The 17,704-nt window shown below is 44.6% G+C and carries 19 protein-coding genes and 2 pseudogenes; 6 read left to right on the forward strand and 15 right to left on the reverse strand.

All coding sequences use genetic code 11. From position 1 onward, the window contains the following. Nucleotides 1–5: 5 nt before the first annotated feature. The 4 genes from FFL34_RS06160 to manA all read right to left on the reverse strand — a co-directional run bounded on the left by FFL34_RS06160 (nucleotide 6) and on the right by manA (nucleotide 3,292). Nucleotides 6–317 (reverse strand): PTS lactose/cellobiose transporter subunit IIA, encoded by a 312-nt coding sequence (locus FFL34_RS06160; protein ID WP_267900359.1) that lies wholly within the window; start codon nucleotides 315–317, stop codon nucleotides 6–8. A 73-nt stretch (nucleotides 318–390) separates the two neighbouring features. Beyond that, nucleotides 391–1,683 carry a PTS cellobiose transporter subunit IIC gene (gene celB, locus FFL34_RS06165; protein ID WP_138602454.1) on the reverse strand — a complete coding sequence of 431 codons (1,293 nt, stop codon included), beginning with the start codon at nucleotides 1,681–1,683 and terminating at the stop codon, nucleotides 391–393. A 26-nt stretch (nucleotides 1,684–1,709) separates the two neighbouring features. Then, on the reverse strand, nucleotides 1,710–2,018 hold the full coding sequence (locus FFL34_RS06170) for a PTS sugar transporter subunit IIB (RefSeq protein ID WP_138602456.1): 309 nt from the start codon (nucleotides 2,016–2,018) through the stop codon (nucleotides 1,710–1,712). Between the two features lie 314 nt (nucleotides 2,019–2,332). Further along, nucleotides 2,333–3,292, reverse strand: coding sequence for a mannose-6-phosphate isomerase, class I (manA, locus tag FFL34_RS06175; protein ID WP_138602458.1), 960 nt, complete (start codon nucleotides 3,290–3,292; stop codon nucleotides 2,333–2,335). A gap of 140 nt (nucleotides 3,293–3,432) precedes the next feature. Here manA and FFL34_RS06180 point away from each other — a divergent pair, with 140 nt between their 5' ends. Continuing rightward, nucleotides 3,433–3,915 carry a GNAT family N-acetyltransferase gene (locus FFL34_RS06180; protein ID WP_138602460.1) on the forward strand — a complete coding sequence of 161 codons (483 nt, stop codon included), beginning with the start codon at nucleotides 3,433–3,435 and terminating at the stop codon, nucleotides 3,913–3,915. A gap of 112 nt (nucleotides 3,916–4,027) precedes the next feature. On the opposite strand, the pseudogene FFL34_RS06185 reads toward FFL34_RS06180, so the two are convergent. From FFL34_RS06185 to FFL34_RS06195, 3 genes and pseudogenes are all read right to left on the reverse strand, one after another. Continuing rightward, nucleotides 4,028–4,405 (reverse strand): annotated as a pseudogene (locus FFL34_RS06185) (PTS sugar transporter subunit IIA); the annotation flags it as partial. 210 nt (nucleotides 4,406–4,615) lie between these two features. Then, nucleotides 4,616–4,939 (reverse strand): hypothetical protein, encoded by a 324-nt coding sequence (locus FFL34_RS18585; protein WP_234031441.1) that lies wholly within the window; start codon nucleotides 4,937–4,939, stop codon nucleotides 4,616–4,618. A 131-nt stretch (nucleotides 4,940–5,070) separates the two neighbouring features. Further along, nucleotides 5,071–5,619, reverse strand: coding sequence for a hypothetical protein (locus FFL34_RS06195; protein ID WP_138602462.1), 549 nt, complete (start codon nucleotides 5,617–5,619; stop codon nucleotides 5,071–5,073). 302 nt (nucleotides 5,620–5,921) lie between these two features. Between FFL34_RS06195 and FFL34_RS06200 the strand changes: the two genes are divergently transcribed. Then, the gene (locus FFL34_RS06200) at nucleotides 5,922–7,247 is read left to right on the forward strand and encodes an IS4 family transposase (protein ID WP_234031442.1); all 1,326 of its coding nucleotides are present in this window, start codon (nucleotides 5,922–5,924) and stop codon (nucleotides 7,245–7,247) included. Between the two features lie 79 nt (nucleotides 7,248–7,326). On the opposite strand, the gene FFL34_RS06205 is transcribed toward FFL34_RS06200, so the two are convergent. Then, nucleotides 7,327–7,641 (reverse strand): penta-EF hand family protein, encoded by a 315-nt coding sequence (locus tag FFL34_RS06205; RefSeq protein WP_138602464.1) that lies wholly within the window; start codon nucleotides 7,639–7,641, stop codon nucleotides 7,327–7,329. Nucleotides 7,642–7,729: 88 nt separating this feature from the next. Further along, nucleotides 7,730–8,280, reverse strand: a pseudogene (locus tag FFL34_RS06210) (Rossmann-fold NAD(P)-binding domain-containing protein); the annotation flags it as partial. 180 nt (nucleotides 8,281–8,460) lie between these two features. Here FFL34_RS06210 and FFL34_RS18180 point away from each other — a divergent pair. Beyond that, nucleotides 8,461–8,874: a hypothetical protein gene (locus FFL34_RS18180; protein ID WP_171046294.1), complete on the forward strand. Its 414-nt coding sequence runs from the start codon at nucleotides 8,461–8,463 to the stop codon at nucleotides 8,872–8,874. Nucleotides 8,875–9,094: 220 nt separating this feature from the next. Here FFL34_RS18180 and FFL34_RS06220 read toward each other — a convergent pair whose 3' ends face one another. From FFL34_RS06220 to FFL34_RS06230, 3 genes are all read right to left on the reverse strand, one after another. After that, a complete protein-coding gene (locus tag FFL34_RS06220; RefSeq protein WP_234031443.1) occupies nucleotides 9,095–9,691 on the reverse strand; it encodes a 3'(2'),5'-bisphosphate nucleotidase CysQ family protein in 597 nt (198 codons plus the stop codon). 178 nt (nucleotides 9,692–9,869) lie between these two features. Beyond that, nucleotides 9,870–10,472 (reverse strand): adenylyl-sulfate kinase, encoded by a 603-nt coding sequence (gene cysC, locus FFL34_RS06225; protein ID WP_138602466.1) that lies wholly within the window; start codon nucleotides 10,470–10,472, stop codon nucleotides 9,870–9,872. Between the two features lie 16 nt (nucleotides 10,473–10,488). Further along, nucleotides 10,489–10,926: an SLC13 family permease gene (locus FFL34_RS06230; RefSeq protein ID WP_138602468.1), complete on the reverse strand. Its 438-nt coding sequence runs from the start codon at nucleotides 10,924–10,926 to the stop codon at nucleotides 10,489–10,491. A gap of 151 nt (nucleotides 10,927–11,077) precedes the next feature. On the opposite strand from FFL34_RS06230, the gene FFL34_RS06235 reads away from it, so the two are divergent. After that, nucleotides 11,078–11,515, forward strand: a complete 438-nt coding sequence (locus tag FFL34_RS06235) for a VanZ family protein (protein ID WP_171046295.1) — start codon at nucleotides 11,078–11,080, stop codon at nucleotides 11,513–11,515. Between the two features lie 151 nt (nucleotides 11,516–11,666). Here FFL34_RS06235 and FFL34_RS18445 read toward each other — a convergent pair whose 3' ends face one another. After that, entirely contained in the window at nucleotides 11,667–12,113 is a 447-nt protein-coding gene (locus FFL34_RS18445; RefSeq protein ID WP_176961134.1) for a hypothetical protein, read from the reverse strand. A 258-nt stretch (nucleotides 12,114–12,371) separates the two neighbouring features. On the opposite strand from FFL34_RS18445, the gene FFL34_RS06245 reads away from it, so the two are divergent. After that, nucleotides 12,372–13,040, forward strand: a complete 669-nt coding sequence (locus FFL34_RS06245) for a hypothetical protein (protein ID WP_138602472.1) — start codon at nucleotides 12,372–12,374, stop codon at nucleotides 13,038–13,040. Between the two features lie 517 nt (nucleotides 13,041–13,557). Here FFL34_RS06245 and FFL34_RS06250 read toward each other — a convergent pair. Beyond that, nucleotides 13,558–15,747, reverse strand: a complete 2,190-nt coding sequence (locus FFL34_RS06250; protein WP_138602474.1) for a malate synthase G — start codon at nucleotides 15,745–15,747, stop codon at nucleotides 13,558–13,560. A 247-nt stretch (nucleotides 15,748–15,994) separates the two neighbouring features. Between FFL34_RS06250 and FFL34_RS06255 the strand changes: the two genes are divergently transcribed. Next, nucleotides 15,995–16,879, forward strand: a complete 885-nt coding sequence (locus tag FFL34_RS06255) for a LysR family transcriptional regulator (RefSeq protein WP_138602476.1) — start codon at nucleotides 15,995–15,997, stop codon at nucleotides 16,877–16,879. Nucleotides 16,880–17,048: 169 nt separating this feature from the next. Here FFL34_RS06255 and FFL34_RS06260 read toward each other — a convergent pair whose 3' ends face one another. Then, entirely contained in the window at nucleotides 17,049–17,684 is a 636-nt protein-coding gene (locus tag FFL34_RS06260; protein ID WP_138602478.1) for an SGNH/GDSL hydrolase family protein, read from the reverse strand. Between the last annotated feature and the right edge of the window lie 20 nt (nucleotides 17,685–17,704).

Raw genomic sequence — 17,704 nt, forward strand, 5'->3', positions numbered from 1 at the left:
CCTTTCTATTTATTTCGGTAAATTTCTACGAGTTCAACTGCGAGATCCCGAACTGTCATGGAAGTCATGAGATGGTCCTGGGAATGCACCAGCATGAGGTTTAGTGGCGACTCCTCACCATTAGCCTCACCCTGGAGCAATTTCGTTTGGTAATCGTGCGCTTTATTAAGCTCCTCACCGGCCGCTTCTATCAGATCATCCGATTTTGCAAAGTTCCCCTCCTTTGCTTCCTGTATGGCTTCCATTGCATTGGACTTGCCATTGCCAGCATAAAGAATAATTTGAAAAGCAATTTCGGTAATATTATTTGCTGTCACGTGTCTTCACCTCTAAAGAAAGATAATTTCCTGTAAACTTATATACGGGTTATTGATTTGCTGCGGAATCGGGTTATTCATTTCCTTCCTTTTTCTCTGATTCGTAGTAACTTTTATCAAGGATTTTCAGGAACGGCCACCATATTAAGAAAACGACTGCCATATTAAAGAACTGCAGAACTGCCCCTTGCCAAGCATTTCCTGTTGCCATAAAACCACTGATTCCGATTGGCGTTGTCCACGGAACGATGATACCGGCCGGTTTTGGCACCAGTCCTGTTGCCATTGCAAAATACGTGGTAAGTGTAATAACTACCGGCGCTAAGAGCCAAGGAATAAGTGCCAACGGATTCATGATGATAGGCAGTCCAAAAATAATTGGTTCGTTAACGTTAAAGATACCTGGGGGACCACCCAATTTGCCAAGTTCTTTCAGCTGCCGGCTTCGTCCAATCAGGAATATACCGATTACAACTGCAAGTGTCATACCCGAGCCGCCCATACCGACTAGGAATGTATCAATAAACTGTTTTGTCACAATATTCGGCAGCTCTGTTCCAGCCTGAAAGGCTTGAAGGTTCTCATCATTAAGCGCATACCAGATTGGGTCAAACACCGAATTGATTAAAATTTGTCCATGTAGACCAAAGAACCAAAACAGTTGAATCAAAAGCACAGCAATAATAGTAGCCGGCAATCCGCTTCCCAAAGCAGTCAACGGTTCTTGGATAACGGTATAAATAAGGTTTTGAACGGTCTCAAATGGTGTATAACTGAATATAATCCGTATAACTAAAAATGCACTTAACGTTAGTGTGATCGGAATTAATGCACTAAATGAGCGGGATACGGCGTCCGGTACACCTGCAGGCATTTTAATGGTCAAATTCTTTTGGACAAAGAACCGGTATAATTCTGCAGCAAGGAACGCCGTGAATATACCTACAAACATCCCCTCCGCGCCGAGTACAGCCGTTGGGATAACCCCTGACACGTCTTCAACCGTCTGCGGTGTCAGAATAAGAAATGACGCAAATGCTGCCACACCGCCAAAGATTCCTTCAATCCCATATGACTCTGTTAGTTTCGTACCAATACCAATAATAACAAATGTACCCATGATACTAAGTGTTGCAGCCGATGCTGGCCCCAGTGCGTCCTGATAGGTAGCATAAGCCTCTTCGCCTATCAACATATCCAAAAATGGTAAATTAGCCAGCACGACAAAAATTGATCCAAAAATAATTAGTGGCAATGCAATCATAAAACCATCGCGCAAGGCTGTTAAATGACGGTTATTGTTCAACTTTTCCGCAATCGGCATCAAAAAGTTCTCAAGCATATCCATGAGTTTGTTGCTGTTCATTGTAATTCTCCCCCTTTACAAATCAATTAGCCATCAATCAACTTAAGTGCATGATCAAGAACAGCTTTGCCATCTACACGACCGTATGCAACAGGGTCGATAACATCGAGCGGTGTACCTTTTTCTTCAGCAGTCTTTGAATATTTTTTCTTCATAAACCGCATTTGGGGGCCAATCAACAGAACATCAGCATTTCCCAGTTCCTTAACAGCTTTGTCCTGAGCGACCGCCCATATTTTAACGTCGATTCCCCTGTTTTCCGCTTCTTCCTCCATTTTTTTAACTAATAAACTCGTAGACATTCCAGATGCGCATGCCAATAAAATTTGTTTCATCGTTTAATTCCTCCTCGTTTATCTTGAATAACTACATTATAAAATAAAAACGCTTACATTTGGATGCATTGTTTTTCCGTTATATGCAGGAAAGTCTTGCTAGGCAAAACGTTTTAATCGACTTCTAAATCTTTAAATAAACACTGGGACAAACCTCAGTAATTAGAAATAGCGTGGTACTTACCGATTAGGTTAAGTACCACGCTTTACACATGAGCATTTAAAGTTTATGAACTTTTTAATAATAGATTAAAGAAAGAAGGCAAGTTTTAAAACTGCCTTCCTGAAATTGTACTCATTTGTGAAAAGTCTGCTCACACCCATGAAACAATAAACGAGGCCTCACCGGTAAGTTTATAACCCTTTACAGTATTTGGCACGATAAAGTTTGTGCCTTTTTCAAGGTCGAACGCCGCATCACCAACCACAATCTTTCCATTTCCCTCCACAACACTAACCTGCAGAAAATCGCTCGTTAATTCACGCTTTACAGTTCCACCCAACTCCCAGTGCTCCACCGTGAAATATGGATCTTCAACCAAACGTTTTATCGTCAAATCGCCTTCTGTGACGAGGTCAAACTGATTTGCAACAGCAGGCTGATCCAGAATTGTTGTAACGTCCGCAGCTTTATCAAGGTGCAGTTCACGCTTGTTCCCTTCAGCATCTGTCCGGTCATAATCATAAACGCGATACGTAATATCAGAACTTTGCTGGGTCTCCAAAATCACAATGCCGCTGCCAATCGCATGAATCGTACCACTTGGCACATGAACAAAATCACCGGCTTTTACCTTTACACGCTTTAAGAGCTTGTCCCACTCACCGGCAGCCAGCAGTTGATCCAGTTCTTCCCTTGTCTTAGCATGATGACCAAGAACGAGTTCAGCATCCGGTTCAGCGCTTAAGACATACCAGCACTCTGTCTTGCCATACGGCTGATTTTCAACCTCACGGGCGTATGAATCATCCGGGTGGACCTGAACAGATAAATCCGTTTTAGCATCTAAAATCTTAACAAGTAATGGATAATCTTCATTATTATCCGCTTTTCGATTAAATAGTTCCCCGTATTCGTTCCAAGCCTGCCTTAACGTTTTTCCTTTCAGCGGACCGTTTTCGATTAGATTCGGTCCATTCGGATGCGCGGAAATTCCCCAAGCTTCCCCAGTATGATCAGATGGAATAGCATAATTAAAATCCGCTTGCAGCTTCTGCCCACCCCATATACGTTCCTGAAACACAGGTTGCAAAAAAATCGGTTCACTGTACACTTGAATACCTCCATTCGGAAACATTGGGACGGTTTTTTGTTTTCATAATCATTTTTAGAAACATGAGAACCGCCCCCGTGTCCCCCTCAGATTTTCTATGATATAATGCTGGCATATCTCCTGAAGAATGTGGTGATTTGATGAATCCAATTCCTTTATATATGACACATGACTTAAGCAGGCTGCCAGATTATCGGCTACCGGACGGTTATCACTTCCGGATTTTTTCGTATGATTCCGACGTAAAACATTGGACAAAAATTGTAACTGAAACCGGTGAGTTCGCGAGCGAAACACAAGCTCTTCAGCGATTTGATCGTGAATTCAAACCTTATTTAAATGAGGTTAAAAAACGTATTATTTTTATCGAAACGCATGACGGCCAAATTGCCGGCACAGCTGCAGCCTGGTTTGGTGAATGGAATCAAACCACCATCGGCCGGCTGCACTGGGTAGAAATAAAACCTGCATACCAAAGGAAAAAACTCGGCAAACCGCTTGTCGCCAAAGCCATGCAATTACTCCACCATTACCATCAAACAGCCTTTTTAAAAACCAACCCAGGCGACCAGCCTCGCCGCCCTCTCTATTTATCACCAATTCAGATTCAAACCCGTCATTAACACCGAACAGGAGCAGCGTGTTTGGAATGACGTGTTTCGTCAGCTTTAACAAAAGTAGGGCGGTTCTCATGACTGAACTTCAGTTTGGCGACTCGAGATCCCCCTTAATTCCTTATTCTATTGTTTGAAGCAGGTCATATGCTGGATCTGTTGATTTCACCTGTAGCAGCTGTTCGCGGAAATTATCGTCCCTTAATCGGCGTGAGAGCATTTGCAGGATTTTCAAGTGATCATTTCCTGCTTGTTCTTCCGGTACAGCAATTAAGAAGATAAGTTTTGCATACGTACCGTCCATACTGTTCCAGTCAACGCCATCGCGCTGGATACCAAATGCTACGGCTGTTTTTTTAAAAGCAGCCGACTTGCCATGCGGTATAGCGATATGCATACTCATTCCCGTTGTTCCTTCTGGATGGAGCGTGTTGTCGATGGCATAATCATTGCTCGAGTTGCGCGCTCTGTCGCTCGAGCCAAACCCACTCTCACTCAAGCCACCCTGCCCGTCACACCGGTACGCGCCCGTTTGAACGAGCTTTCCGCTAGTGTAACTGCCAAATCCCACACCACCTGTCCTAAAATGACTCCAACAACGCGAGACCACTAACAACTCACAGTACTACCAAAAACCATCCATTCAACAATTCTTCCCGGTTATAATAAAACCGCTCTTTACCCTCATACCGCGTAACCTTTTCACCAGCTACTTCAACAATGACTTATCCTGCACCGGTATCCCACTCCATCGTTGGTGCGTTGGTGCATATCGCGGATAGTAGTCTGCCTTTCCTTCAGCCACTAGGCAAAACTTTGAAGAACTACCAGACGAGACAACTTCTACTTCCCCGTCTTCTACTTCCCCGTGCTTTGCTTCCAGCTCTTTGATAAAAGCTTCCGTTTCCTTAGACATATGGGACCTACTGGCAACTGCGCGTGTCACCTTACTCTCTTCCACCTCAGGTAAACGTACACTTTTCTCTTTCAAGTCTTGTTCGCTCGCTACATCCACCTTTGAGGCGTTTTCCAATTTGTATGCACCGTCACCAACCCGTCCAAAATAAAATAAGTCTAATGCCGGTGCATATATATCCGGTAAGTGACAGGCAGCTATACTATATTACTGTATTGCAATAACGGCAGTCTAAAGAAGTTTAATACTTAATCATAATAGCCAATTTTACTTAACCTGGACCGGTTATTAGTAAGTTGTAACGACTCCTCATTATAAAAATTCACTTCAGCATCAAACATCCAAAATAACATTTTATATTTATCTGGAAGAATATCATCTACTTGACGAATGAAATCATAAGAATACTGAAGAAACTCAATTGTTTTACCTCTCGTTACCTGGAACAAAGGCTGCAAGTGAGATATATGCCTTGATTCATCCGTAAATGGCGATGCGTGCACATACCTGTCTCTATAATTTAAAACTTCTTTATAATTGGCGTAATGTGGTTTGATCTTCTCTACTGCATCCGGATATAATTTGTAAATGATATTTTCAATAATTTGTTTATCATTTATCTTCTTTTTATTTAATACATCTCTCACTTCTCTCGTTTCCTCATGATTGCCTTGTTTTATATTGTAAAAGAAATCATACAGACAAGCCTCTACAAAAGTTACAGACAAAAAAACTAAATTCCTTTGCATTCCTCCAATTTTATTTTCTAACTCTCTATATTTTACATCTGTCATCATCTTAAATCGCTCTTGATGATTTAGCTGTTTATTTTTCCCGTCCTCCAAGTATAAATTCCAATGGACCTTTAAGTCATTAAAAATGATCATTTCAGGAATGGTCGGATACATACCTTTTAAAATATTTAATTCGAACCATTAGTATTGCATAAATAAAAAACTATTTTGTCAATCAATACTCCTTCTAAAATTAATTACGGAATATTGGGAATTATGGTGATAAAGTCTTTAAATAAATAAAAAATCCCCTTATAATAGGGATTAGGTAGTTCTGTCCAAATCCCATTACAAGGAGACACCGTATGGACAAGAATACCACAAAATCCACAATAAATGAACTGTTCAAGGTACTTGATGAACAAAAATTTTTAAACGTGATCAACGTTACGGATATTGATCAGTACATAAAAAAACTGACGGCCTACAAATTCCTGGAACTGTTGATTATTGCGCAACTGAATGAGACCGAAAGTTTAAGAGAGCTATCGAAACAACTCAAGGATAATCAGGACATCCAACAGAAGATTGAAGTGGACACCATTAGTACGTCACAACTATCCCGGAAACAGTGTAATCTCACTCCTCGAATATTTGAAAAGGTATTTAGACATCTGGTGTTCGAGACACAAGCGCTAATGAAACATCCATCGATGATACGTGATATTGGAAAACTACTGGTTATTGATTCATCCACTATGTCGATGAGTTTGAGCCAGTATCCCTGGGCAACGTTTCGCAAAACGAAGTCAGGTGTTCGACTCCACTTGCGAGTAGTCGTGACAAAGGATATAACCATGCCTGACAAAGCTGTTATGCTGCCAGCCAAGCATGCGGATAGATCCCAGATGGATGAATTAATCGATATTGATTCAAACGCCATTCATTTGTTTGACCGGGGCTACAATGACTATAAGCAATTTGATAAACTTTGCTTTGATGATGTTCGGTTTGTCACAAGAACAAAGAAAAATGCAGAAATAGAGGTTATCTCGGAACAAGTTCCGGACACGGAAAACAACATTTTTCTTGATCAGGAAGTGTACCTGGGCAGTGTGCAAAATGGAACCAAAATGACGCAACCCTTGCGCCTTATTAAAACAAAAGATAGCGAAGGCAATGTGGTTGTCATTGTTACTAACTGTTTCGAACTATCTGCCAAAGAGATTGGTGATTTATACCGCTATCGCTGGAAAATCGAAACATTTTTCAAGTGGATGAAGCAGCATTTAAAAATAAAATCATTTTATGGCAAAAGCGAAAATGCCGTTTACACACAAATTTGGATCGCGTTAATCACGTACTGCTTACAAGTGTTATTACAGTTGAAATTTCATCATGAAGGATCGCTATTAGAATTAAAACGAACGCTCAAAAACCTTTTATTCAGCCCATTGGAAGAATTTTTGCGGTCTCTGTTCCGTAAACCAACAAGAACGTCAAAAGGTCGTAAAAAGTATAACTGGGAGAAAGAATTTCAACATATTGTAAGCCAATTTGAAGAAGGCGAGGTGGCTCATCTTAACGACTTAACGTATGATCCGTTATTTTTTTTAACAGTATATGATGGAAATAAATGTAAATTGTGGATAAGAACTACCGGTCATATCCCCTTTGACTTTTTTTCATAAAAAACCAAGATAATTGTACTGAATATTTAGAAAAGACATTCACTGGAACTTATAGGGTGTTTGACAAAACCAAAAAATTTTATGCAACACTAATGAATTCATCTAAGCTGTCTCTTCCATATTCATCTGCATATCTTTGACTTAATTCCAGAACATCTTCATTTATTGAATTATCATCTATACCTAAACCTTCCAAAATTTTTTCTTTAAGTTCTGGCCAAGTCATCATACCATCAAGTGATTCATCAATTTTATTTGCATTTAAACTAAAACCAGATCCAATCATCACAGAAACTCTACTTTTTCCATCTTCGGACCAAAGCTTACCACGAATATTTTCCAAGTGATGATATTTTGGCAATTTCTCCTTAAATTCATTAGTAGAGTTACCCATTGTGTCCTCCTTCATTTAAATGAATAATCATTCATTAGCTTAGACGTTGTAATTAACCAAATCCATCATTGCCAACATTGTTATTAACTTACTTCACCTGATAGTAATCGACATACCAATCGGCAAATTTCTGCAGGCCATCTTGAATGGATGTTTCCGGTTTGAAACCGACTGCCTGATAAAGTAAATCGGTCGATGCATAGGTTGCTGAGACATCGCCTGGCTTGATTGGTTCATAGACTTTATTGAATTAGACATCATGGCCTAATGAATTGCTCAGCGCCATTTTCTAGTGCACCGATGAATGTCATCAGTTTCTCTGGGCTGTTGTTGCCAATATTGAAGACGCGGTGCGGTGCGCCGTCTTCGCTCTCAGGTTGATTGCCCAAAAGCCGTTCCACTCCGATGATAATATCGTCAATGTAGGTGAAATTACGATACAAATCATTCTCAAAATCACAGTTGTTGAAGATGTTGATCGATTCGCTGTTGAAACATTTATCCGTGAAGCCGAAATACCATGCCTGGACACCCCATGAGATCATAAACGGTAAAGAAACGCTGGCCGGTTGCCGAGATATTATACAAATGGCTGTAGGTATGTACCATGATTTCATTCGACTTCTTGGTTGAGGCATATTCCTCATAAATAGTATTCAAGCTTTTCGGTACATTATTATTTCCTGCCCAATTTTGGCCCAGGTTCTTGGGTTCCAATAGGTGGAAAAAAGAACTTCCATGACAGTTTGGACAAATGTAAGCTCCTCCTACTTGTTCTCCACTTCCATCTTTCCATTCTCCTGAGGAATCTACACCCCTATGACAAGACTACTTCACTATTTCTACAACAAACAACAAAATCCTGCAAAACCTCCCAAAATTAAAATGACACTCCTTCAGGAGTGCCATACCAATTCCTGCCCCTTCACCAACAACCATCCATTCGTCAAATTCTCTCTCTATTATAATCAAACCTCTCGCCATCCTCATATCCACAACTCTACCGCTGGCCGCTTCAACTATGGCCTAGCCGGTGCCGGTGTCCTATTTCATCGTCGGGGCGTAGCGCGGGTAGTAGTCGGCTTTGCCCTCGACGACGAGACAGAACTTCAACGAGCTACCGGCGGAGACGACGTCAACCTCGCTGGCACCGCCGCGCAGTTCCTGGATGAATGCCTCGGTCTCGATTTCGGCAGCTGCCGAAAATCATCCTTTTGGAATAGCGCGGGATAATCGTTGTCGCTCGAGCGGATCGTGTTCTCGCTCGAGTAGGGGCTGCTGTCGCTCGAGTTTGTCCGACCCTCGCTCAAGTTGTACGCCTTATCGCTCGAGTTGACCCGTCTAACGCTCGAGTCGGTCCACTACTACATAAACGCCTCCCCCAAAATAAAAATGACACTCCTTCAAGAGTGCCAAATCAATTCCTACCCCTTCGCCAAAAACCACCCATTCGTCAAATTCTCTCTCTATTATAATCAAACCTCTCGCCATCCTCATATCTCAAAACGCTTCCACCTGCAGCCTCAACAATAGCTTGACCGGCGCCGGTATCCCACTCCATCGTCGGGGCATAGCGCGGATAATAGTCAGCTTTCCCTTCTGCCACTAAGCAAAACTTGAGCGAACTTCCGGCCGAGACGACATCGATTTCTCGCTCACCATCGCGCAACCCTTCAATAAATGCCTCCGTCTCAGCAGACATATGCGACCGGCTTGCAACCACATGGACAACGTCGCCCGGCTCGACAAGCGGCAGACGCACACTCGCCTCAACAAGCTCGTTATCACCAACTACATTAGCCTCTGATGCACTTTCCAGCTTAAACGCACCCAAACCAGCCTTACCAAAGTAAAACGTGTCCAAAGCGGGTGCATAAATAGCCCCCATCACCGGGTAGCCGTCTTCAATCAGCGCGATATTGACTGTGAACTCGCCATTCTTTTTTATAAATTCTTTCGTACCGTCCAACGGATCAACCAGGAAAAACACCGTCCTGTCTTTCCTATCCGCATACGGAATGTCGGCCCCTTCCTCGCTCAACACGGGCACCGATGCATACGCCTTGTGAAGCCCGTCGACAATCGTCCGGTGCGAGCGCTGGTGGCTTCGGTCAGCGAGGAATTGTCATCTTTCGTCTCCACGGAAATGTCCTGCTCATACACATCCAGAATTTCACGTCCGGCATCCAATGATATATCCAACAGTGTCTTCAAACTGACGTCTGCCATCATTCCACGTATCCTTTCTTTTGCAAGTACGCCACAATTGTCTGCACGGATTCTTCCAGGCTCTGCTTATCCGTATCAACGGTGACTTCCGGATTAACCGGTGCTTCATATGGTGCGTCAATGCCTGTAAAGCCTTTGATCTCGCCAGCGCGTGCTTTCTTATACAGCCCTTTTGGATCCCGTTCTTCACAGGTCTCCACACTTGCGTCGACAAACACTTCAATGAATTCGCCGTCTTCCACTAATGCGCGCACCTCATCGCGGTCTTCACGATACGGGGAAATAAATGCGGACAATGTAAACAATCCAGCATCGACCATCAGTTTCGATACTTCTCCGATGCGGCGGATGTTTTCTTTCCGGTCTTCCGGGCTGAAGCCAAAATTCTTATTCAAGCCATGACGGATATTATCCCCATCCAAACGGTACGTACGCACGCCCATGTTATGCAGTTCTTTCTCCAGTTCCACAGAAATGGTTGATTTACCAGAACCAGACAAGCCGGTGAACCATACAACAGCGCTCTTACGGTTATTTAGCTGCTGCCGGTGTGCTTTCGTTACTTTCGAGTCATGCCAGACAATATTTTCTGATTTAGCCATGTCCATTCCTCCTCTATTAAAACCATACATTATAAATAATCAATACCGATGTCACCATCACCATGAGACTGAGGGGCAGCCCTACTTTCATATAATCCGTGAACGTATAGCCGCCGGGCTCGTACACAATCAGGTTCGTCTGATAACCGATAGGTGTAATAAAACTGGCGGATGCGGCAATGGCAATGACCACCGCAAACCCGGCCGAATCCACGCCTACCGTTTCAGCCATTTCAATTCCGATGGGCAGCATCAATACTGCCGATGCTGTATTGGTAATCATTTCAGTAAACAAATTCGTCAAAAAATAAACAATAAACAATAGCGCCAGTAATCCTAGCGGCTGGCCGATCTCTAGCAATCCGTTTGCAATCCAATCCGCAAGACCGGTTTTTCGCATAGCAGTGCCGATTCCTAACGCACTTGCAATTAAGAGCAGCACGCTAAGGTACATTGGGCCAGGGGGTTCTGGCTGGGGTGCGGTGGTTTTAAATGGTTGATTTTCGGCGGCGGCCGAAAATCCTTTCTTTAGCCCGAAAGCACCAGAAGCTTGGGTCTAATTCCTTTCTGTACCGGCAATGCTGGAACCAGAGGAGGGATGGGAATTGGTAGTTGATTATAATCTTATGTTTGGATTGGATAAGCAGGTGCACTTTTTCAGCTATACCGCTCTTTCCGCGTTTCTGGGAATCATGGTGATGCTCCTGTCTGATCGGAAATCTGTCAAAAAAAGACTTAGCTATTTATGGATGGTGTTGGTGACGATCGGAACGGCGGAAGAATATCGGCAATATATGGTCCCTGGCAGGAGTGCGGAGTTTTTGGATGCGATTGCGAATATGCTTGGAATATCTATCGGCTTAGCCATCCCCATGCTGATTGCATACAGACATCATTTTCTTGTTAAAAGGTTGGCTCTATATAGTATTGTTTTCATTCCGATGCTGCTGGGCTTGTTGTTTTTGAACGAACGTCCATTTATCACCATGGAGGAACCCATTCAAGCACAGTTGAAGAAGGTCGTGGCGTTTATTGGCGGATGAGGGAACCGGGGGACCGCGGGGGCGGCGGTGCCAGACACTTGCACAATTCAGAATTGTGTGGGTGCCTGGCACTTGGTCGAAAATCATCGGAACGGGCATGAAAAGAGGCCGCTCCATCGCCATGAAGGGGCCTCTTTTTTAGAAGGAACTATTAGTAAAAGAATGGGAAAAATAGACGGTTTATTCCATAGAACGGAAACCGGTGACGTCTGAAACGACGATATCTTCTAGGATAACCGTATCCACCGTAGCCGCCATAACCTCCGTAGCCGTATCCATCATATCCACCATAATTTCCGTAGCCACCATAACCAAAGCCGCCGTATTGTCGGTCCATTTCTTCCTCTCTTTCCATATCACCATATGGCATGAGCAATACGACGCTGTTCTCATCGAAATCTTCAATAATCCCATCACACATATATCCATCCATTGTTTGCACTTGCACAAAATACAAATGGTAATTTTTACACATATCATACATTTGTTTGGTGTGGGTGTTCTGATCCATGTATTGCGGTTTTACGTTTGTGTAAGGACTCGTGTGCTGAGGGCCGCATCCCTGATTATAAGGCATTCCATGTTGATGGTGTTGCATCGTATCATCCCTTTCATTTTGACTCACTCCTAAGGTATTCAGCCCACGGGCAAATGTGACACGGGGTGCGGGGGGGGGGGTGCGGTGCGGCGGTGCCAGGCACTTTAACAATTCTGAATTGTTAAAGTGCCTGGCACCAAAATAGATAGTTGTACAAGTATATCTATCTATACAATTATCTTTTACTTGAATATATATAAATGTAAGGAGCTTGTTCCTTGCAAGGGGACCTCCTAATAATTGGAAAGGAAAATTTAGATGACGAAAAAATATCACCATTACAACAAGTGTGGTTGTCAGAAGGGGCAGTACTGTCATAAGTGTAAACCGCAGCATCCTGATCAGGGAGCTATTGTGCAACGCGTGGTCTGCTCGAAAGAAGTGCAAAAGTCAGCAGAGCTTCTTCTTCCGGCAGCACTCGGCCCGCTCAGCGAGACCGGTGTTAATGGTATAACACCCGGTTCATTGATTGGAGGAATTGAGCAGTTACTTGGGCTGACGGGAGGTGCACTTGTCAATATTCGCGTATCGCCTGATTTCACAGCTATTCAGCAGGAAGCAACAGTTATTAAAGACAAAGTGATTAATATGGGGTATATTCCTGCCACGTTGGATGTCGTCGTAACCGGCGGAACCGTTACACTTAGTATACCTGTCCGCATCTTTTTCCAAGAGCATACGGATTGTCCCGGCGCTCGTCCCGGAGACCAAATCATCGAAACAGATCCAGTTGTCGAGGCTGACTTTTACCAGGATTTATTAACGACGGATGCAAGTGGCAGTACGGTTGTTAATTTGCTGTTATTCAAAGCCATCGTGTGCTCGCACCTAACCATCTACCGTCCAGCCATTGAAAAGAACGGTGAACTTTGCGATATCGACTCTTGCTCCTCACCGGATGGCCCCGTCACTATTAAATCCCCATAACATTCATCCTGGACAAGCCACCATTTGCCGTAACGTAGCACATGATGTGAGACAAGCCTTGCAATCGAAAGTGGCTGTGCTGTTTATTTAGCACAGCCGCTTTTTGTATTGGTATGGTAGATTTTCGGCGGTGGCCGAAAATCATCTTTTGGGTGCGGCGCGAACCGCGGGGACAGGTTCATTGGGGCGGTGCGTGTCGCTCGAGTTCGGGTGCGCGCCGCTCGAGTGGACGGGCCTGTCGCTCGAGTTGGGGTGCGTGTCGCTCGAGTTCGGCCCGCTGTCGCTCGAGTTGCGGTGCGTGTCGCTCGAGTTCGGGCCGCTGTCGCTCGAGTTAGATGACCCTTTTCTAAATGGTCGATTTTCGGCCCTCGCCGAAAATCATCTGCCTTTGGGCACATACACAATTCTGAATTATCAAAGTGCCTGGCACCATGCACGAAAAAACCAACAGGAAAATCGGGAGGTTAGGCCATGCGCCTGTTTAAACATCCCTCTCTTTTCCTGCTGGCTTTTCAACTTATTTTGCTGGGTTCATTGCTTCTTTTTCTTTTGCTTCAAGGCGGCGCTGATGCAAAATTGGTTCGGTATAGCCGCTTGGTTGCTCACGGCCTTTGAATACCAGGTCACATGCCGCCTGGAATGCAACCGAATCATCATAATCAGGCGCCATTGGACGGTATGCAAGGTCACCTGCATTTTGTTTATCAACAATTTTGGCCATTCGCTTCAATGTGTCCATCATTTGATCCTCCGTGCAGATGTCGTGATAAAGCCAATTAGCAAGCATTTGGCTGGAGATGCGCAATGTTGCACGATCCTCCATCAAGGCAACATCATTAATGTCGGGGACTTTGGAACAGCCGACGCCCTGCTCGACCCAACGGACGACATAGCCGAGCAATGTCTGTGCACTGTTATCCATCTCTTGCTGGATTTCTTCAGCCGTCCACCATTTTGCGTCACCCGCTACCGGTATGTGTAACATATCATGCTTGTAATTGTCCAGATGATTTTTTTCAATATCTTCTTGTACATCGTTTACATTCACCTGATGGTAATGCAGTGCGTGCAACGTCGCTGCGGTTGGTGACGGTACCCATGCCGTGTTGCCGCCTGCTTTCAGATGTCCGATCTTCTGCTCGAGCATATCCGCCATCAAGTCCGGCATTGCCCACATGCCTTTCCCGATTTGCGCTTTTCCTTTCAATCCGGCAGCAAGACCAACACGGACATTATTTTTTTCATAGCCATTCAGCCAAGTCGATGTTTTCATGTCACCTTTTTTGATCATCGGACCTGCTTCCATGGATGTGTGAATTTCATCCCCGGTACGATCAAGGAAACCGGTGTTAATGAATACGACGCGTTCGCGCACTTCATAAATGCAGTTTTTCAGGTTCAAGCTTGTTCGGCGCTCTTCGTCCATCAAGCCGATTTTCAGCGTATTGCGCGCCATGTCGAGCATATCTTCAATACGTGCAAACAATTCATTGGCAAAAGCCGCTTCTTTTGATCCGTGCATTTTCGGTTTCACAATGTAAACAGACCCCGTTTGTGAATTTTGATACGGGCCGTTGCCGAGCAGGCTGTGTTTTGCCATCAGGCTTGTGAATACACCATCCATGATCCCTTCGAACACTTCTTCACCATTTTCATCAAGCATGGCGCTGTTCGTCATCAAGTGCCCAACATTACGCACAAACATGAGCACACGGCCGTTCAATTTCACTTCTTCCCCGTTCGGGCCGGTGTACGTACGATCAGGATTTAACTCGCGTGTCACGTCTTTTCCGTTTTTTGAAAATGTGGCCGTCAAGTCACCGCGATTCAAACCGAGCCAGTTACGATAGATCAGCGTTTTGTCTTCTGCATCAACTGCGGCCACGGAGTCTTCACAGTCCATAATGCTTGATGTCGCCGACTCCAGGAACACATCTTTCACACCAGCTGGGTCCGTTTTACCGATTGGATGATTCGGATCAATTTGAATCTCCGCGTGCAACCCGTTGTGCTTGAGTAAAATCGTCTCCGGCTGACCGGCAGACCCCTGGAAACCGGCGAACTGCTCCGTATCTTTCAGGCCGGTTGTCTCGCCATTTGCAAGTGTTACAACGAGTGTTCCGTTTTGGATGGTATAGTTCTTAGCATCCTTATGAGAGGCCGCTTCGAGTGGTACATGTTCATCAAGAAAGTTTTTAGCAAAAGCGATCACTTTTTCCCCGCGGACAGGGTTATAGGAAGCAGTCTTCTCAGCCCCATCCTCTTCACTGATTACATCGGTTCCGTAGAGGGCGTCATAGAGCGATCCCCAGCGTGCATTGGCAGCGTTCAGGGCATAACGTGCATTATCAATCGGCACGACAAGCTGCGGTCCCGCCTGATGCGTAATGACCTCATCCACATGGTCCGTTGTGATGTTGAAATCCGCCACTTCAGGCTCCAAATAACCGATATCTTCAAGGAATGATTGATAGGTGTCTAAATCAACCGCATTATTTTCCTTATGCCACGCATCAATCTGCTTTTGTATGGTATCCCGTTCATGCAGCAATGCTTTATTTTTTGGTGTCAAATCAGCCACGAGCTTCCCCAGTTCCTGCCAGAATGTTGCCTGATCAAGTCCTGTTCCGGGAAGCGCCTCTGAATTCACAAAATCATAAAGTTCTTTGGCCACTTGCAGATTGCCTGTTTTGATATAATCTGTCATCCCGAATCCTCCCCCTTAATCCTTTTCTATAGTGTACTGCAAGCGTACCAAAAACAAAAATACATGTTTTGCATGTACCCTATTCCTTTTAGTTATACCTTGACGTATAATAGACATAATAATCAGAACAAGTGGACCAGGGGGACAGGCACACTGGTCCGCCCAAAGTGGTCCAAGGTTCCTGTCCCCCTGGGCCTTCCTGGACCTTCTGTTGCGAGTAATTTTTATAAAAGGGGTATCGATTCCTATGGACATTAGACAAATCGCATGTTTTGCGGAAGTTGCCCGTCAGCTGAACGTTACACGTGCGGCTGCAACCCTTCATATCTCCCAGCCATCACTGAGCAAAACAATCAAAAATCTTGAACAGGAGCTTGGTGCACCACTTTTTTACCGGGGGGCACAACAGCTGGAATTGACCGATGCAGGGGAAGCCTTTTTAGTCAATGCGAAGGTGCTTCTTGATGCTTTTGACAACCTGACAGCCGAACTGAATGATGTGATTGATTTGAAAAAAGGAGAAATCAAAATCGGCATCCCCCCGATCATTGGTGCCGCATTTTTTTCAACGTTTATCAGCCGCTACAAAGAAAACTATCCTTCTATTGATCTTTTATTAACGGAAGTCGGCAGCAATAAAATCAGTCAAGGCGTCAGTGAGGGCGATCTCGATATTGGCTTGGTATGCAATCTCCCGGCACAGCAAGAAAACCTCGAAATCATCCAACTTCTAAAAGATCCATTAATGCTTGTGGTGCACAAAGACCACCAATGGGCCGGCAGATCCGCTATTGATTTTGCGGAAATCAAGCACGAACCACTCATCCTATATCGGCACGACTTTTCCCTTCATGACAAAATTATGGCCGTATGTGCGGAACACGGCTTTGAACCGAAAGTCGTCTGCGAAAGCTCACAAAAAGATTTCATGATGGAGATGGTCGGCGCCAAACTTGGTGTGACGCTGCTCCCAAGCCGCATCTGCAGGCAAATTGAAAATGATCGGCTGGTAAGCATTCCGTTTACCAAACCTGAGGTCAATCTTGAACTTGGAATGATCTGGAATAAGGATAAGTATTTGCCATATGCGGTAAGGGAATTTATTGGGATGTCCGAGTCTCATCGTGTTTGAGGCGGGACGGGCTGTCGATAGGGTGGCAAGTGGGCTTTTTTGAATGGGAGATTTTCGGCTGGGCCGAAAATCAGCTGCCTTTGGATCGCACCCCCTTAAGTGCCAGGCACATACACAACTCTGAATTATTAAAGTGCCTGGCACCATGCAAACACACAATTCTGAATTGTCAAAGTGCCTGGCACCATGCAAACACCTGTTCAGCCATATGCTGGTGGCCTTCTTGATTTAGATGCATATAATCGATGTTGTTCATGGATACGGTGCTGCCTGCATCTAAAAAGTGAATGCCGGTTCCTTTTAGCAATGTCTGTAAATGCCGTGGAAATGCGCTTGATTTTACGTCACAATCTTTGCCCATAGGATGCTTGATGTCTGTCGTGGCGTACGCAGCGCCGATGGGAGGTGGGGCTACCACTAATACGTTTGGGGCTCCTCCTTGTCTTCCCGCGTTGGTGCTTTTTGCTTTATGTGCAAGCCGTGTGATGGCTTGTGCGATGTTGTAAGCGGTTAAGCCGAATCGTTCCTTCGTATCGTTTGTGCCGAGCATGATGATAACGAGTTCCAATGGGGCATGGCTCATTAAACAAGGTTGGATGTAAGCAAGACCGTTTAACCCCTCGATTAGAGGATCATCACAGACGCTTGTCCGCCCCGATAGGCCTTCTTCAACGACTTGATAGTCATTGCCCAGCCGCTGCTGCAGCAGACATGGCCATCTTATGTCTTCGGAAAATCGCTCCTGGGTTGCGGCGTCATAGCCCCATGTATTGGAATCACCAAAACATACAATCCGTTTTTTCATATTGATCACACCTCCCTCGC

Source organism: Lentibacillus cibarius (assembly GCF_005887555.1).
Taxonomy (GTDB): domain Bacteria; phylum Bacillota; class Bacilli; order Bacillales; family Amphibacillaceae; genus Lentibacillus; species Lentibacillus cibarius.

Coding starts and splice junctions, on each gene's coding strand:
- celB (WP_138602454.1), bottom strand. CDS start 1,683: ATGAACAGCAACAAACTCATGGATATGCTTGAGAACTTTTTGATGCCG.
- FFL34_RS06250 (WP_138602474.1), bottom strand. CDS start 15,747: ATGACAGATTATATCAAAACAGGCAATCTGCAAGTGGCCAAAGAACTT.
- FFL34_RS18445 (WP_176961134.1), bottom strand. CDS start 12,113: ATGCAACACCATCAACATGGAATGCCTTATAATCAGGGATGCGGCCCT.
- FFL34_RS06230 (WP_138602468.1), bottom strand. CDS start 10,926: ATGTACCTTAGCGTGCTGCTCTTAATTGCAAGTGCGTTAGGAATCGGC.
- FFL34_RS18180 (WP_171046294.1), top strand. CDS start 8,461: ATGACAAGACTACTTCACTATTTCTACAACAAACAACAAAATCCTGCA.
- cysC (WP_138602466.1), bottom strand. CDS start 10,472: ATGGCTAAATCAGAAAATATTGTCTGGCATGACTCGAAAGTAACGAAA.
- FFL34_RS06255 (WP_138602476.1), top strand. CDS start 15,995: ATGGACATTAGACAAATCGCATGTTTTGCGGAAGTTGCCCGTCAGCTG.
- FFL34_RS06195 (WP_138602462.1), bottom strand. CDS start 5,619: ATGATGACAGATGTAAAATATAGAGAGTTAGAAAATAAAATTGGAGGA.
- FFL34_RS06245 (WP_138602472.1), top strand. CDS start 12,372: ATGACGAAAAAATATCACCATTACAACAAGTGTGGTTGTCAGAAGGGG.
- FFL34_RS06260 (WP_138602478.1), bottom strand. CDS start 17,684: ATGAAAAAACGGATTGTATGTTTTGGTGATTCCAATACATGGGGCTAT.
- FFL34_RS06180 (WP_138602460.1), top strand. CDS start 3,433: ATGAATCCAATTCCTTTATATATGACACATGACTTAAGCAGGCTGCCA.
- FFL34_RS06170 (WP_138602456.1), bottom strand. CDS start 2,018: ATGAAACAAATTTTATTGGCATGCGCATCTGGAATGTCTACGAGTTTA.
- FFL34_RS06205 (WP_138602464.1), bottom strand. CDS start 7,641: ATGGGTAACTCTACTAATGAATTTAAGGAGAAATTGCCAAAATATCAT.
- FFL34_RS06200 (WP_234031442.1), top strand. CDS start 5,922: ATGGACAAGAATACCACAAAATCCACAATAAATGAACTGTTCAAGGTA.